The sequence below is a fragment of the Methanosarcina sp. WWM596 genome (assembly GCF_000969965.1).
In the GTDB taxonomy this organism is placed as follows: Archaea; Halobacteriota; Methanosarcinia; order Methanosarcinales; family Methanosarcinaceae; genus Methanosarcina.
The window spans coordinates 2,199,122-2,215,523 of sequence record NZ_CP009503.1; the positions used below are offsets into that span (position 1 = coordinate 2,199,122).

The 16,402-nt window shown below is 39.7% G+C and carries 19 protein-coding genes; 18 read left to right on the forward strand and 1 reads right to left on the reverse strand.

Going from position 1 to position 16,402, the window contains the following annotated elements; all coding sequences use genetic code 11:
* The first annotated feature begins 438 nt into the window (after positions 1–438).
* The 3 genes from MSWHS_RS09635 (at position 439) to MSWHS_RS21550 (ending at position 1,633) form a co-directional block, all read left to right on the forward strand.
* Positions 439–1,008 carry a hypothetical protein gene (locus MSWHS_RS09635; RefSeq protein WP_231585368.1) on the forward strand — a complete coding sequence of 190 codons (570 nt, stop codon included), beginning with the start codon at positions 439–441 and terminating at the stop codon, positions 1,006–1,008.
* A 110-nt stretch (positions 1,009–1,118) separates the two neighbouring features.
* Positions 1,119–1,316 (forward strand): hypothetical protein, encoded by a 198-nt coding sequence (locus tag MSWHS_RS21545; RefSeq protein ID WP_231585369.1) that lies wholly within the window; start codon positions 1,119–1,121, stop codon positions 1,314–1,316.
* A gap of 155 nt (positions 1,317–1,471) precedes the next feature.
* Complete coding sequence (locus MSWHS_RS21550) at positions 1,472–1,633, forward strand: hypothetical protein (RefSeq protein WP_231585370.1); 162 nt, start codon at positions 1,472–1,474, stop codon at positions 1,631–1,633.
* Positions 1,634–1,800: 167 nt separating this feature from the next.
* Here MSWHS_RS21550 and MSWHS_RS09645 read toward each other — a convergent pair whose 3' ends face one another.
* Positions 1,801–2,832 (reverse strand): class I SAM-dependent methyltransferase family protein, encoded by a 1,032-nt coding sequence (locus MSWHS_RS09645; protein ID WP_048158971.1) that lies wholly within the window; start codon positions 2,830–2,832, stop codon positions 1,801–1,803.
* Positions 2,833–3,246: 414 nt separating this feature from the next.
* On the opposite strand from MSWHS_RS09645, the gene MSWHS_RS09650 reads away from it, so the two are divergent.
* The 15 genes from MSWHS_RS09650 to MSWHS_RS09720 all read left to right on the forward strand — a co-directional run bounded on the left by MSWHS_RS09650 (position 3,247) and on the right by MSWHS_RS09720 (position 16,401).
* Positions 3,247–3,630, forward strand: a complete 384-nt coding sequence (locus tag MSWHS_RS09650; RefSeq protein ID WP_231585371.1) for a hypothetical protein — start codon at positions 3,247–3,249, stop codon at positions 3,628–3,630.
* A 46-nt stretch (positions 3,631–3,676) separates the two neighbouring features.
* Complete coding sequence (locus MSWHS_RS09655) at positions 3,677–5,851, forward strand: AAA family ATPase (RefSeq protein ID WP_048158973.1); 2,175 nt, start codon at positions 3,677–3,679, stop codon at positions 5,849–5,851.
* Between the two features lie 84 nt (positions 5,852–5,935).
* Positions 5,936–6,529, forward strand: coding sequence for a DUF4255 domain-containing protein (locus tag MSWHS_RS09660; RefSeq protein ID WP_052722677.1), 594 nt, complete (start codon positions 5,936–5,938; stop codon positions 6,527–6,529).
* Positions 6,530–6,540: 11 nt separating this feature from the next.
* Positions 6,541–7,362, forward strand: a complete 822-nt coding sequence (locus tag MSWHS_RS09665; protein WP_048158974.1) for a carboxypeptidase-like regulatory domain-containing protein — start codon at positions 6,541–6,543, stop codon at positions 7,360–7,362.
* A gap of 218 nt (positions 7,363–7,580) precedes the next feature.
* The gene (locus tag MSWHS_RS09670; protein WP_048158975.1) at positions 7,581–8,426 is read left to right on the forward strand and encodes a hypothetical protein; all 846 of its coding nucleotides are present in this window, start codon (positions 7,581–7,583) and stop codon (positions 8,424–8,426) included.
* Between the two features lie 191 nt (positions 8,427–8,617).
* Positions 8,618–10,213, forward strand: coding sequence for a phage tail sheath family protein (locus MSWHS_RS09675; protein WP_048158976.1), 1,596 nt, complete (start codon positions 8,618–8,620; stop codon positions 10,211–10,213).
* A 41-nt stretch (positions 10,214–10,254) separates the two neighbouring features.
* The gene (locus MSWHS_RS09680) at positions 10,255–10,689 is read left to right on the forward strand and encodes a phage tail protein (RefSeq protein WP_048158977.1); all 435 of its coding nucleotides are present in this window, start codon (positions 10,255–10,257) and stop codon (positions 10,687–10,689) included.
* 73 nt (positions 10,690–10,762) lie between these two features.
* Positions 10,763–11,128, forward strand: coding sequence for a hypothetical protein (locus MSWHS_RS09685; protein WP_048158978.1), 366 nt, complete (start codon positions 10,763–10,765; stop codon positions 11,126–11,128).
* Positions 11,129–11,148: 20 nt separating this feature from the next.
* Entirely contained in the window at positions 11,149–11,310 is a 162-nt protein-coding gene (locus MSWHS_RS22315; protein ID WP_369798982.1) for a DUF6760 family protein, read from the forward strand.
* 12 nt (positions 11,311–11,322) lie between these two features.
* Entirely contained in the window at positions 11,323–11,757 is a 435-nt protein-coding gene (locus MSWHS_RS09695) for a phage tail protein (RefSeq protein ID WP_048158980.1), read from the forward strand.
* Between the two features lie 3 nt (positions 11,758–11,760).
* Positions 11,761–13,200 (forward strand): hypothetical protein, encoded by a 1,440-nt coding sequence (locus MSWHS_RS09700; protein ID WP_048158981.1) that lies wholly within the window; start codon positions 11,761–11,763, stop codon positions 13,198–13,200.
* An 18-nt stretch (positions 13,201–13,218) separates the two neighbouring features.
* A complete protein-coding gene (locus MSWHS_RS09705) occupies positions 13,219–13,869 on the forward strand; it encodes a LysM peptidoglycan-binding domain-containing protein (protein WP_231585372.1) in 651 nt (216 codons plus the stop codon).
* A gap of 7 nt (positions 13,870–13,876) precedes the next feature.
* A complete protein-coding gene (locus tag MSWHS_RS21555) occupies positions 13,877–15,667 on the forward strand; it encodes a phage baseplate assembly protein V (protein WP_231585373.1) in 1,791 nt (596 codons plus the stop codon).
* A 12-nt stretch (positions 15,668–15,679) separates the two neighbouring features.
* Positions 15,680–15,973: a PAAR domain-containing protein gene (locus tag MSWHS_RS09715; protein ID WP_048158982.1), complete on the forward strand. Its 294-nt coding sequence runs from the start codon at positions 15,680–15,682 to the stop codon at positions 15,971–15,973.
* Between the two features lie 32 nt (positions 15,974–16,005).
* Positions 16,006–16,401 (forward strand): GPW/gp25 family protein, encoded by a 396-nt coding sequence (locus MSWHS_RS09720; protein WP_048158983.1) that lies wholly within the window; start codon positions 16,006–16,008, stop codon positions 16,399–16,401.
* Position 16,402 lies beyond the last annotated feature (1 nt).

Below are 16,402 nucleotides of genomic sequence, written 5' to 3' on the forward strand. Positions count from 1 at the left end.
AGGAAAGGTTGTTTTTGAGTGCATTTTTTGTTTTTTGCTTATTTTCCAAATTCGATACCTGAAGACCCAAACATCAATTTGTTAGATTGATTTCAGCGGGAAATTGAAAGAGGTCATTAAGGTTATAACTTACACACAGCTTGTTACTTTCCGGATTCCGGAAAAAGCTCGATTAAAACAGTTTTTTGGACTATTTCCTGATTTGTGAACTATCTAAAGGTTTATATCTTGCCAACCCAATATTAATCAGGGATTTCTGGTAGATTATAGGACATGAGCATGACAGGGGAGAAGTTGTGTTATTTTTCAATGCAGATACGTGCTTCATGAAACCTTCAAGGGGGAAAATATATAAGAGGAGGCAACGGAGCAGGCGGGAAGGAAAGGTTTTCAGGGGAAGGGACGGAAGCTCTTTACAGGGAGCATGCAGGAATACCTGTGATTGAACTCGAACTCAAAAGCTTTCTTCAGCTCTTTGATTCTTTTGACCCTGCCCCGTTTCACGAAAAAGAGCTTAATCTGGATGCAGAAGAATACCTCTATAATGCTGTAGATGAATTCCCCCTGAAAAAACCCCTTGAGATAATGATATATCTGCCATCTGCCGAGGTCGGCGCACAACTCGAAACCGACCTTAAAGAGGCTATAAAAAATCATTTTACTTACAAAAGACTCCTCGCCGAAATAGAATTGAAAAGACTGCTTTATCAGGGGAGAAAAAACCTTATAATAGCCCTTACCTTCCTTTTTCTCTGCCTGCTCGTGATCCGGCTGCTTTCGAGTTTTGAAGAAAGCCTGTTGAACACGCTTTTCTCTGAAGGACTCCTTATCATTGGGTGGGTCGCGATGTGGGAACCGGTACATATTTTCCTCTACGGCTGGTGGCCGATTGTCCACAGGCGGAACATTTTCGAAAAAATTGTACATATGGATGTCTACATAGGGAAGAGGTCTCCATCAGGGGAAAGGTCTCAAGGATATCGTTTTACTCCAAAAAAAGCTCCCTGAACAGCTTAATATCCGAGAACAGGAAAGTAAAGCCTGATATAAAATCATAACAACAGTTTTAAGGGTGTTTATGTGAATTGAAAAAATATTTTATAGAAGGTAGATAAAAAATGGTCCGAAGAGTGGATTTTTCCCCAAAGGGGACGGAAGCCCTTTACAGAGAGCGTGAGGGGAAGCTCTTAATCGAACTTGAACTTCGCAGTATGATGCAGATCTTTAATTCATTTGGTCCCGCTCCGTTTCAGGAAAAAGAGCTTGATGAAGACGCTGAAGTGTATATTTATGACATAGTTGGGGAATCCCTCTAAAAAAGCCTCTTGAAATTATTATACATATCCCCCCTTCCGAATTAAATGCTGAAACGGAACGTATCCTTAAAGAAGTAATCAGAAACCATTTTCTCTACAAAAAAATCCTTACGGAAATAGACCTGAGGAGGCTTCTTCAACGGGGGAGAAAAAACATGACAATCGCCGTTTTCTTCCTTTTTCTCTGCCTGCTTATGATCCGGCTCCTTTCAGCCTTAGAAGGCGGGCTGCTAACGACCATGCTTTCTGAGGACCTGACCGTCATCGGCTGGGTTGCCATGTGGGAACCGATTTATGTTTACCTCTATGGATGGTGACCCATTGTGCACAAGAGAAGTGTTTACAGGAAGATTCTTGACATGAATGTAAGTGTCATATCAGACTCCCACACGGTGTAAAAATGTCAGATAACCGCTTATTCCCGGATAGCCATCTGTTCCCGAATAAAAGCTGACGGCAGGCGAGAAAAGCAGAGTTAAAGCCTTCATTCAAAAATCCGTGCATCCACGACCACGTGCAGAACACCTGGAGAATACTTCTTTATCCTTCGGGTTGTCAGGATCTCAACTTTTTTTCCCAGGCATCTGGCAGCTTTTTTAATCCTTTCTTCAGGCCTCGTCCTGGCGAGATTTTCAGGCACCGTTTCATGGTAATGCAGGATTCCTCCGCTTATTTTCAAGGATTTAATAGCCGTTTCCAGATAGTGGTGTGTTGTTCCCACATACCCCATAATAACTCTGTCAGCTTCCCCTTCAGGAGCAGCCTGTGAGCAGTCTCCGAGAATCGGGGTAATTATGGCCTCCACATGGTTCAGCCTGATATTTTCTTTCAGGTAGGCAAAGGATTCAGGGTTTATTTCTATCGAGATGATTTTTTCCGGATGCGCATGAACAGCCACGGGAATTGAAAAATACCCTATTCCTGCGAACATATCTACAACAACCTCTCCCTTCCCGAGTTTGCTCATCTTTTTCCTTTCTTCAAGGTTCCCTTTGGAGTACATCACTTTTGTTACATCCTGCTTGAAAAAGCAGCCATGTTCTTTGTGGATAGTTTCGGTGGAGGTTCCGAGGAGGAGTTCTCTTTTTGGCTGACGGAACTGCCCTTCGATCCCAAAATCTCTGACAACACTTTTGCATTTCGGGTACATAGAAAGCAGGGCTTTTGCAATCTGAATTTTCTTGCTTTCGAGCGTATCGGGGATGCTGACTATTATTATATCTCCTAAAATGTGCCAGCCGGAAGGGACCTGAGAAAGTTCGGTTTCGGAAAGGGAACCTTTCAGGTATTCTTTCATGGACCCGGTTTTTTCCAGAAATTCAGGGTATTCCTGTTCAGTTACCGGAAAATCTCCTACCTTTTCTCCTGCAGCCTCAGTTACCGGGATTTCGAGAAAAGTACTTTCTTCGGTCTGGATTCGTCGGATTTTTCTCGTAGTGTCCAGGAATTTCTCGACAACTGCTTTTTCCCTGATTTCTTCTCCTTTTTCAGGCGGAATCCGGATTATTCTATGCATTGGAGTTGAAGGATGTATGGCATCGGATTAATGTTTTTTGTTTCAGGTCTTCTGTGAATCGTTCACTGAAAATAATAAAATATTTGGCACGGAGTAGCTTTTACATACTAAAAATAAAACAAATAAGAAAATATAAATAGTCTAAGAATAAACATATTTTAGCTGGTAAAGTATCCTCTTAGAGGACCCAATAATTTTGGCTATCTGGAGCGAGCAATAGGGCGATGAAAACTCCTGTGACCAGCTTGAACTGTAGATCTTTAAACATATCTTTATTTTTTTGCAAGTAGTCTGTAAATTTTTATAAATACTACAGGCAGATAAACAGCCAAATGCAAGCATAATTGAAATTTTAATACTTCTAACTGTATACAATTATTTATGTTATTGCAGGTTGTTTTTCAAGAACGGGGTTTGGAAGGAGATGATTCTATATTTTTATGTGAGTGTGGAAAAGTCGTAAGGGAAGAGATACGGGAAGACACATTCAAAGATTATATAAATACATCCAGAAATCCATCTACCAGAACTACTGGACACAGAAATTGCGGGCTTATTTTTAACTTCGTGGATGGGAAATGGCCAAAGAAGTATTCCTCAAAAAAAGAGTTGAAAACCTTAGCGGCAACTTTTGCGGAAATCAATGAATTATCTTCCGAAGAGACCGGAAAATTCCTTCTTGAAGTAGACAGGTTCAAGTCCTGTGGTAAGCTCTCTGATGACGAAATCCTGGTGTATGCATACCAGAATGTTTTGAAATATAAGAGCGCTAAGAGCACAGGTAAACCACTTCTTTGAGCCAGAGTCTTATTTTCTAAAACAAATTAGGTTTGTACTATAATATATGAAGCCGTATGCTGATAATCTCGAACATCTTCTGGATGAACTCTCAAGAATAGACTTGCTGATACAAAGTTACCTTGAAATCTCGCAGGAGAATTTTCCAGGAGCCGGAGACGAATTAAGGGGTCTGTATATTTCGGAGGCTGAAATAGAACAGATCCAAAGAAATCAAGGCTTTGGAAACCAGCAGGAAACAATACCAGGTATAAGAATTGAAAGACTTAAGGCAATTAATGCAGTAAGAAAAAAACTCGATGCCAGAAAAGAAGAAAGCCTGAAAGGAGGTCTGGAGTTGAGGCTTCATATCCTTTCCGAACTTTTCGGGCTCGATTCTTTTGAAATAGATATACTTTTAATCGGGCTTGCCCCGGAACTGGACCTCAAATATGAAAAGCTTTACTCATATCTTCAAAACGATGTGACGAAAAAAAAGCCAACTGTAGATCTGGTTCTAAACCTGCTCTTTCCAACAATCGAGGAAAAAATTAAGGCTAGAGAGTATTTTTCGCCTGCTGCTCCCCTTCTAAAAAACCATATAGTTCATCTATCGGAAGGAGAAACAAGCGCTGGTTTGTCCTTTTTATCCCGTTTCATCAAAATTGATGACAGAATAATTAACTTTTTACTCGGGTTTAACGAACCGGACCTGAAAGTTCGGAATTATTCTTATGTAGTAAAACCCAAAAGCTCTTTTGAAGACCTGATTCTGCCTTCAGAGTTCAAAAGCAGGCTAATGAGTATTGCAAGCTGGAGCAGTGAAAACAAATTCCCTCTGAATCTTCTATTTTGCGGTCCTCCCGGAAGCGGGAAGAAAACAGCTGCAGAAGCTGTCTGCCGGCAAGCAGGAATAAACCTTTTTGTAGTAGATTCGAGGATCTTTCTTGAAAGCCAGTTTCTTGAAACTGCAAATCTTATAATGCGAGAAGCGCTCCTGCAAAATTCTGCACTGTATCTGCAAGCTTTCGATGCACTTTTAGAAGATAATGAGTCAAAGAATTCTCACGAATTCCTGATCAAAGCCTTTAAAACTTTTCCAGGATGGATATTTTTGGGAGGAAAAAAATCCATGGAATTCGGTGAAGGTTTGATAAATAATAGTTTTGCTCCATGTATCTTTCCTCTGCCCTCATATGAGGTTCGTAAACAGCTATGGGAGTCCTGCCTGGAAGATTACGAGCTAGATGAAAAAGTGGACTTGGACGCGCTTGCGAGCAAATTCAGGTTCAGTGGTGGTCAAATAAGGGAGACTTCCCACATAGCACGCAGCTTTTCAAGAGAAAAAAATCCAGCCAGCCCGGTATTATCTATGGAAGATCTGTATAAAGGTTGCAAGGCTCAGTCAAACCAGAAACTAAGCTCCCTCGCCCAGAAAACCAACCCTCATTATACATGGGAAGATATCGTTCTTCCGAAAGACACACTGGAGCATCTAAAAGAAGTCTCTGGCTTTGTTAAATACAAAGGAAAGGTGCATTCCGACTGGGGTTTTGAAAAAAAATTGTCCCTTGGAAAAGGCCTGAATGTTCTTTTCTCAGGCCCTCCCGGAACAGGAAAAACAATGGCTGCAGAGATTCTTGCAAATGAGGTAAAGCTTGACATGTATAAAATTGATTTGTCAAGCCTTGTTAGCAAATACATCGGGGAAACCGAGAAAAATTTGAAAAAGATCTTTGAAGAGGCTGAGACAAGTAATTCGATCCTCTTCTTTGATGAGGCTGATGCCCTTTTTGGCAAGAGATCCGAAGTTCGGGATTCACATGACCGCTATGCGAACATTGAGACCGCTTATTTGCTTCAGAAAATGGAGGAACATGAAGGAACAGTGATTCTTGCAAGCAATTTCCGAAAAAACATGGACGATGCCTTTCTCCGCAGGTTACATTTCACAGTAGAGTTTCCTCTTCCTGATGATAAGTCAAGGGAAGATATCTGGCGAAAAACATTCCCTGAAGAGACTCCAATTGCAAATGATGTGGATTTTGCTTTTCTTTCAAAATTCAAGCTAGCAGGAGGAAACATCAAAAATATAGTTCTTGCTGCTTCCTTTCTCGCGGTAGAGAATTCAGAAGCAGTTGGAATGGAACATGTAATTAGAGCAACAAAAAGAGAATATCAGAAAATTGGAAAGCTTTTTACTGAAGCCGATTTTGGAGAGTATTATAAGTTTTGTAAATAATTTTGTAGAAAATTAAAGCTATCATATTCAATTCAGAATTGGTTAGATAATGCCCTTTTAAAAATTAAAGTTTGGAACAAAAATATGTCGGACTACGGAGCAATAACAGACATAGGAGAAACTCTTATCGAACTGCTAAGAGATAATATGGAGGACTTGATTCCGAAACAGTCGATAGTACTGGCTTCTCCAGGAGAAATCGAAGATAAGGATAACGTACGGCTATCCCTCTTTCTTTACCAGGTTATTGAAAATGTTCATCTGAAAAACCAGGAAATGCAGATGAAAAACTCCACTACAATTATATTTCCTCCAATAGCTCTGGATCTATACTACATGTTAACATCTCATATATCTTCAGGTGAGCACGATTTGACAGAGAAAACGAGGGAAGAACATAGTATACTGGGTAGAGCCATACAGATTCTAAATGACAATCCCACCCTTACTGGCTCGGTTTTGAAAGGAAACTTAGACAGAAATGAAGCATTTCACATGTCGATTACTTCTTTGAGCTTGGATGACCTTAGCAAGATCTGGACCACTTTTCAGGGCAAGCCTTTCAGGCCTTCTATCTGCTATCTTGTCACTCCAGTAATGATTGGCTCAGGCCGCGAGATTACTGTACATAGAGTGGTGTCTAAAGAGGCTGGTTATAATCGAATTGTACCGGAGTGAGCTGAAAAATAATGACTTTTGTTACACCTTATGTCACAGATAAATCTACGACTTATAATGGAGACGCCATAACCACTACTTTATCACTAGCTATATCATTGATAGATGATTTTACAAAGAAAGAGGCTGCAGGCCATTTGAAGGTGATAATTAACGACGGGAATATAAACCCCGTTAAGAACCTGAGCGGATATTATATTCTTACTGATCTTGCGGATGGTATTTGTACAGTTAAGATTGAGTCAGAATTATACTTTCCTGAAGAAAGAGTAATTGATATTTCGAAGATAAAAATCTCAAATTTAATGTTAAAATTCTCTACTAAAGGGCCGACAGCCAGGGCTACCAGCACTAAACTTAAAGATGTTTCAAAGTTACAGCAGGGTGACATAGTCGAATTCAATAATCTCGCTGGCGATGCAGAACAGAAGAAGATTACAGATGTTGATGCTAATACTAGGAAAATTTCATGGGCGGGAGGACTTAAATATAGTTTTAATACTGCAGGCAAAACTATTCTTGCTCTTGAGAATCCTGTCGTTACAATTCCTCTTAAACCCCTGCCTTCCTACCCTTTTTGTGATTATGCAACCCTTATAAGAGGATTACTCATAGATCCAGGCAAAAATCCAGTGGATAATGCAAAGGTAAAAGTCGCAAACCTGAATCTGGAAACCAGATCCGACAAAAAGGGAGAGTTTGTACTTTATTTTTGCGATATCAAAAATGAAAATATTTCAATTGAGATTGAGAAAAACGGAAAGAATAAGTCTGTTAATATAACTTTGGAAGAGGGGATGATGAAGTTCTCAGGTAAAATAATATTTCCATAATAATGATTATTTTGATCCTGCATTAATTGATAAAAGCAAAAGATTGCCTGCATTTCCAGGCTTCATGCTTCTATTTTTTCTAAGAATTCAAAACTCTACTTAATGTTTTGGTCTTAGAGATTTTCCATTTTTCAATCAAGATTATGCTTTCACATGCATTTTTTGTGAACGATTATTTACTGGTTACCTGTCAAACTCAGGCTAAAAAGGAGGTTAATATGTCAGATGAAGTCCAGGAAATAGTGGATAGATTGGATAGTTTAAAAAATAGTTTGCAAGAAACAGAAGTTGACATTGTCAAAAAGACGAAAGAACGTGACACTACAAAAACTGATATAGCTGATCTGGAGAAGAAATTAAACGAAATTAACCAGGTAAAGGCTGCTTACGAAAAAGTGTATGACGGTCTTTATGAAGAAGTAAAAGGGTTTGTTGATTACGCTGCGACAAAGAGAAAAATAATAGATGGAGCGCTACAAGAATCCGATAAGGAGCAAATTAATACAAAGATCGAAAATGTTGATAAAACTATAAACGATAATAAAAATGTAGTTAAGAAGCTGGAAGGTGATTACGAAAAAGCCAAAACTAAATTTGAAACGACTAAGAGAGAACTCGCTGCTAAACAAAATAACTTCGATTATTTTAAGATATATCAAAATGAAATTCGAGATAAATTGAAAATTCTTAAAGGCTTTAAAGACTTAATTGAAAAAGAACCAGAAGACAACTTTAGAAACATCTATTTCTGGATTAGTGAGTTCAATAAGGTAGAAATAAAGCTTAGAGATAAGGATACGTTTATTTCAGACTATATTAATTCAGAGAAAGAGCTTAATGAAGTAAAATTAAATTGTAGAAACAATGAAGAAGCTATGAATGAAGCTAAAAATAAGTTAGATAGCTCTCAGAAAAATTTGGATTCGCTGATCAAAGATCGTAATGATAATATCTTAAAAGAAATCTCAACAATTAATTCAAATGGTTCTCAGAAAGGGTTGAATTCGGTAAATAACGGTCCTAATAAGAATATCTCAAGTGAAAATTCAGATAACAAAAAATAATTAGGTTAGAGCTTTTTTTAGTTCTGCAAGATATGCAACTGTAATGCATGCATAATTGAAAAGCATCTTCAGTAGCCAACAATCAAGGCAAACAATTCTGAAATTTTTTTGTGAATTTTAATTGAGAAACTTACTGATGTCTTTTTTCAAGCTAAATAATCTCAGTACGTAAATATTAATGAGGGACAGCGATGCCAGAATATTTGACACCAGGCGTATATTTAGAAGAGTTTGAAATGGGTGCTAGACCTATTGAAGGGGTAAGCACGAGTACTGCAGGGTTTCTAGGTGAAACGGAACGGGGACCCTCAATTCCTCCCAAATTAGTAACAAGTTTGACCCAGTTTATGCGTATTTATGGAGGATATATCGAAAATTCATATTTAGCTTATGCAGTAAATGGCTTTTTTTCAAATGGGGGTCAGCGCTGCTATATAGGGAGAATTGTCCATAGTGGGGCCTCACCAGCTAGTTTGACTCTGGATAAAATGACATTCAAAGCAGTCGGTGAAGGGAGCTGGGGAAAAAGAGTAGGGGTTCTAATAGAAAATGCATCAAGTGATCCTCAAAATCTAAAACCGGATGGCGAGAAAGTTTTTAAGCTTACTGTTGCGTATTGGAGATCCGAAAATCTACCCAAAGATTTTTCGAAACCGGATAATGATGGTGAAAGAAAAAAGAAATTGATTCAAATTATGGAAAAAGTAGATCTAATTGAAGTTTTTGATGAACTCTCTGAGGATAAAAATTCACAAGATCATTACCTTAAAAAACTGAGCGATCCATTGAAAAATATCTCAAATCTTATCCTTATAGATAAAGACAGCTCTGGAAGACCGGCGAATACCGAAGGCTCTTTCTTTGAACTTCTAACCGAGAACGGTGAGAATGGAGAGGAACAACTAAGTTGTGATGATATAAGCGGTGATCCTAACGCAAAGCCTGGAAAAAGACGAGGTCTCACAGCTTTCACCGAAATCGATGATATTTCGATTGTGTATGTCCCTGATATACACTTATTAGATGAGGAGGGAAGAAATGCACTGCGTGATAATATTCTTACACATTGTGAAACCATGAAGGATAGATTTGCTATTCTTGATATCTACGAAAACGAAACCGATATTGGTAGCTTGATGATAGAAAGACCTTCTAAATACGGAGCTTTATACTATCCCTGGATCAAAATATATGACCCTCTGACCAAGAAGCAGACAAGCAAACCCCCTGGCGGATATATAGCTGGGATATATGCGCGAAGTGACACAGAAAGAGGAGTACATAAAGCTCCAGCCAACGAGCTCGTAAGAGGAGCTATGGACCTCGAATTTCAGATCACCAAGCAGGAACAGGGGATTCTTAATCCAAGAGGGATCAATGTAATCCGTAGCTTCCCAGGAAGGGGAATTTTGGTTTGGGGGGCAAGGACTTGCATTGTTGATGCACTCTGGAAATATATCAATGTCCGCCGTCTGTTCATATTCATAGAAAAATCTATTGAAAGAGGCACTCAGTGGGCTGTCTTTGAGCCTAATAACGAAAAGCTCTGGGCAAGAGTAAAGGCAACTATAACTCAATTTCTCACAACGGTTTGGAAAGATGGCGCCCTTATGGGGACAAAACCCGAAGAAGCTTTTTTTGTTAAGTGCGACCGGTCCACTATGACTCAGGACGACATCGACAATGGAAGGCTGATCTGTATTATTGGCATCGCTCCAGTAAAACCTGCAGAGTTCGTAATATTCCGCATAGCTCAGTGGGCAGGTGGAAGTGCAGCTACCGAATAAATATTGGTTTCATATGAAAATAAACAATGGAGTAAGAAAATATGGTTAGACAGGACCCGTACAGACAATTCAGGTTCAGGGTTGAAATTGATGGGATAAGCCAGGCAGGTTTCAGTGACTGTACGTTTGCAGACACGACTACCGACTCTGTGGAGTACAGAGAAGGAGACGAACCCCCGGTCCTTCGCAAACTCTCATGCTTGACCAAATATGGAAACATTACCCTGAAGTGGGGTATTACGGATTCAATGGACCTATATAAATGGAGACAGCAGGTTATAGATACCGGGGCTGAAGGGGCCCGGAAAAATATGTCTATAATCCTGATCGATGAGGCTGGAAGTGACAAAGCTCGCTGGGATATTGTAAGGGCCTGGCCAAGCAAATATGATCCTGCAGATTTCAGCGCTAAAGGCAATGAAGTTGCAATCGAATCTCTTGAAATTACGCATGAAGGTTTTAAAAGGGTTTCCTGAAAGGAGCCCCTTCCAAACAGTTTCTTTTTTGATTTAGTTTTTTAACCAGGCTACTTAATCGGAGATAGATGCTATGACATTTCAGACGGAATTTGAGTTCACCCTTCCCAAAGGTTATGTAGACAGTGAAGGGAACCTCCACAAAAAAGGAATTATGAGGCTTGCAACGGCTGCAGATGAGATCCTCCCCCTGAAAGACCCGAGAGTTCAGGCAAACCCTGCATACCTGACTGTGATCCTGCTTTCCAGGGTAATAATCAAGCTTGGGGATTTGCCGGTAATTGATACTAGGGTTATTGAGAACCTCTTTGCTTCGGACCTTGCCTATCTGCAGGACTTTTATGGCAGAATAAACGACAGCGGAAGCGCAAGCATCAGGGCAACCTGCCCTAAATGTGGACATAATTTCGAGGTCGAGCCTTATTCCCAGGGGGAATAAGTGGCTACCCCCTTGGCAGAATTTACGAGGAGGTAGCCTTCATTGCCTACCATTTCCACTGGTCTCATGAAGAGATAATGAATATGGAACATCGGGATCGCCACAGGTGGTGCGAAGAGATCTCAAAAATCAACCGCCGCCATTCAGGTGAAAAAGAGAGGAGTATCCTTGAAGTTGAGTAATGGGGAAGCTGGATGTACACAGAAAAAAAGATAGACCCTCTAATGTCTTTTAGGTTTCTGGTGGAAATAGACGGAATAGCAACAGCCCACGCTTCCGAAGTGGGCGGGCTTCAGATTGAAACCGAGACTGAACTTTACGAAGAGGGGGGTGTCAATGATTTCGTGCATCAACTACCTAAGAGGACAAAATATCAACATATCACCCTCAAACGAGGTATCACAGACCGGGATGAACTGTGGGGATGGTATCAGAAAGTTATCAGTGGGAAATTTAAGCGTAAAAACGGGGCAATCATCCTGATGGATATAACCGGCCAGGAAAAATGGCGCTGGAATTTCCAGGAGGCGTATCCTGTGAAATGGACCGGACCGGACCTTAAAGCTGATAGTAACACAGTGGCTTTTGAGGCCGTTGAACTTGCGCATAATGGAATTAAGAAGGGCTGAAGAATGGACGGGTCTGATATAAAATCCATAGTAACTCTCTCCAACCCTAATTTTTACAAAAAAGTTATACAAAAATATCAGACTGGCAAAAGGAATGCTTCCAAATTTCCCAGGATGATTTTTCACAAAGAAAAAGAATATTTTGTCCCCCCAAAAATCAATATGATCCTGAAGTTCCGGCTTCATTTAGATAAGCAAAATATTGTACCTTCTTTTTTGGTGAAAAACGTAACCGAATCAAGTAAAGTGATAAAACCATTATTTTTGGCTGTAAATGCTACTTCTTATCAGCAAGTAACTCACGCAACCTCCTCAGATATTGAAATGGTGAATTCACAACCATTAAGTTATGGGGGAAATACACAAAGTTCAAAATTGAAAATACTTGGAAGGAAAATAAACAATAGATCATTAAATATTGCCAAGTATTCTACTTTTACCGATAAAGAAAATAAGCTCAGGTATCAATCTGTACTCGAACATAAATCACCCGCCATTAGTTTGAATAAACAAAATGTTGTATCCTCTGTAATTGTGAAAAATATTCCTGTTATAAGAGAAATGTTTTCCGGGTTAAACACCGAGAAAAACATCCTTCAACCAATAGTGAAATCAAAAAGCACTCCGAATATAAATGATGTAACGAATGTATTTTTGACAGAATTGAAAATTCCAGGGGTGCATCGGGCTGTATCAGGCCTTATTCCAGCTGAGCAGATCTCTGCAAACAGGATTTCAGTAGTTTCATTTTTAAAATCTATAGTTTTTAGGACTGGAAACATAAAAAATAAATCAAATAAAACATTAAATCCACTTTTTTTGGGTTTAGATGCTGCTTTATATCAACAGACGCCTAAATCCATTTATCATGACAGTGTTGCGGTCAATCATCAAATATTAAATTACGGCAACAATTCGAATATTTTTAGTCACCGATTCTTCGGGGAGAGAATAAACTACAGATCATTAAAAGTTGTCAGGATTTCTACAGTTATTAATGAAGAAAATTCACTAAAAAATCGGTCTGTATTTGAGCATAAATCCCCTGTGATATTGTTGCAGGATAATTTGCTGTTTAATACAATTCATGGTGTAAACAGACTTTTTTTTAATGAACTAAACCAGGTAACTGTCAACAAGCCTTTTATAAATAACTATTACGGCAGCTCCGAACAGGACTCATCCGGTTCTGTACAGAACACATATGCCTGTAAAGCAGGCATTGTAGGCCTTCACTTTCAGGAGCCGAGAAGCTTAGAGCAGGAGATAAAACAAATTAAAGAAATTGTTCTTGAAACAAAGAAATCAGTATCACAGAAAACGACGTCTTCTCCTGGAGAAGCGGATATAAAACGGCATCTCGATATAAATCGAATTTCTGATCAGGTCTATCAAAACATTGAACGGACAATAAGAATGGAGAGAGAGAGGAGGGGATTTTAAACGCTGGTAAAAGCTTTTTTGACAAGAAAAGATAATCCTTTAATGGTAGTTCCCTGCCTGTTCAACCCTAAAGAATTGACTGTCGAAAAAAGTAATCAATTTGCTGAAGTGAATATCCCGGGCCTTTCATCTCCAATATTTCAATTTGTGAGAGGAAATGCAAGATCCGTGACTATGGATTTGTTTTTCGATACATATGAACAAGGGACAGATGTACGTTTATTCACTGATAGGATTACAGGCTGGGATGCAGGAAGCATGTTCAGCAGTCTGCCCAAAGCAGCAAAAGGCCTGATGGATATAGATTCTGATCTGCATGCTCCTCCGGTTTGCATTTTTATCTGGGGGGCTTTTATTTTCCAGTGCATCATTGAAAGGGTTACCAAAAGGTTTACGATGTTCCTTCCGGAAGGGATTCCGGTAAGAGCAACGCTAAACGTTACTCTGAAGGAATATCGGGAAGTAGATGTACAGGTCAAAGAAATTGCTTTTCAATCGACTGATCTGACAAAAACCTGGGTAGTTACCCAGGGGGATACTCTGTGGGCAATAGCGGCTAAAGAGTATGGAAATCCAGGGGACTGGAGACTGATTGCTGAAAGGAACAATATTGATAATCCCCGCATCCTGAACCCTGGTCAGAGGCTTATTATCCCGGTAAAGGAGTGAATTCATAATGACCCTGGAAACCCTGTCAAAAGGAAATCTCAATTTTTATGCTCCAAGATTTGAGGTTGAGATTGAAGGTGAAAAATTAGATGTGAGCACTTCTAAAGAAATTATTGATGTAACCGTATATGAAAAACTAGATGAGGGAGCAAGTTTCGAATTAACGTTTCATAACGAGTTCGATATGAACACCCAGAAATTCAAATGGATTGACGACTCCCGTTTTAACGTTGGAAACAAGATAACTATAAAAATTGGATCTGGAAGTAACCTGCATACTATGTTAATGGGGAGAATAACAAGTCTTGAACCAAGTTTTTTCGCGGGTGATACACCTACACTTAAGATAAGAGGACAGGATCCTTCATACGATTATATGAAACGGGCTACGCCTGAAAGAACCTTTATTGAAAAAACATATAGCGATATAGTCCGAACGATTGCTCAGGAAGCAGGGTTAGATTGTGTTGTGGATAACACTGGAAAATTCGAAAAATTCATTCGTAAGAACAATAGCGAAACTTACTATGAATTCCTTGACGACATTAGAAACAAAGTTGGATTTGTTTTTTATATTGAAGGACGGACAATTCATTTTGTTAAGTCAGGAAATAATAAAAAGGAAATTTTAAAGTTAGAACTGGGTAAAGACATCATCAGTTTTAATCCAGTTATGAACACTACCGGATTACTCGCTGAAGTAGAGGTAAGAGGACATAATCCGCAAGACCCAAATACAATTTTTATAGGGAAAGCAAAGGCAGAACGCGAATTAGTGGCTTTAGCGAATAAAACGGGTTCCAAGGATTTGGCGAAGAAGGTAATAACAGTCGAGGTGGTGAACTCAAAAGAACATGCTGTTGCAATCGCTAAGGCGGAATTGGCCAAAGCGAATGATACCCTTTTCGGGGGTAAAGTTGAGTGTATTGGACTTCCACAGATCCGGGTAGGCGTGAATGTTAAACTTGAAAAAATAGGAAAGTTGTTCAGTCACAAGTACTATGTTACAGAAACTACTCACACTATAAATGAACGTGGTTATGTAACCCGATTTTCTGTAGGCCACAATAATAGTATCCTCGATGAACTCGGAACTACAAATAAATCTGCTGGAAAATTAAATGGTGTCGCATGCGGCATTGTTACCAATAATAAGGACCCTGACAAACTGGGAAGATTGAAAGTAAAATTTCCATGGCTTTCGGATGATAATGAAACCGACTGGGTACGCATGACCACATTTATGGCAGGGGGAGGGCGTGGGAGTTTTTTCCTACCAGAGGTTGGGGACGAAGTGCTGGTTGCTTTTGAAAACGGGAATATTAATCGCCCATATATTATCGGAGCGCTCTGGAATGGGGTCGATAAACCTATTGAGACCAACTCTGACGGCAAGAATAACATAAGAAAGATAAAGTCAAGAAGTGGGCATGAGCTTATTTTTAACGACGAAGAGAATAAAGAAAATGTAGAGATTCATACTAAAGCAGGCCACACGATAGTTCTTGACGACTCAAGCGGCAAAGAAAAACTGGAGATAAAGGATAAAAGCGGGAATAACTCGATTTTAATAGATTCTGCCAATAATGCAATGGCCATATCCAGCCAGATGAAAATCGAGATAAAAAGCGGAAGTAACTCGATTACAATAGATTCTGTGGCTAATTCGATTGCTATATCCAGCCAGTTAAAACTTAGCTTAAAAGCCCCGACTATTGAGATCGAAGCTGGAGGGATGATGACTATTAAATCATCGGGTATTTTAACTCTCCAGGGCAGCTTGGTAAAAATTAATTAAGGGGTTATCAGAATGCCACCAGCAGCCAGAGTCGGAGATTTAACAAGCCATGGTACTCCTCTTGGTCCGGGGCCTGGAAGTGTCAACGTATTAATCGGAGGAATGCCCGCCTGGAGAGCAGCAGTAGATACTCATACGTGTCCTCTAGTTTCTGGAGTTGTGCCGCATGTAGGAGGGGTTGTTGCCGTAGGAAGCGTCACAGTTCTAATTAACAACCTCCCTGCTGCACGCATGGGTGATACCATTGTTGAGAGCGGGCCGCCCAATACTATTACTATGGGCTGCATGACCGTACTGATAGGATAAGGGGGATAAAATATGACCAAGGGGGATAAAATATGACCAAGGAATTTCTGGGAAAAGGGTGGCAGTTCCCTGTTAATGTGAGTTTAACTGGAAAAATAAAGATGTCTTCGTATGAAGACGATATAAAGGAAGCTATCTCGGTTATTCTTGGCACTTCCAAAGGTGAGCGGGCAATGCGCCCGGATTTTGGCTGCGGGATTTACGATTATGTTTTTTCTCCCATAAACACCTCAACGATCATGCTGATAGAAGCAAGTGTCAGAGAAGCACTTGTATTCTGGGAGCCGAGAATTGAAATTACCGGTGTAAAAGCAGTGGCAGATGCCGATGAGGAAGAGAAACTCCTTATCAGTATAGATTACACGGTCAGAACGACTAATAACAGGTTCAATCTCGTTTATCCATTTTATTTGAAGGAAAGCAGGTAAA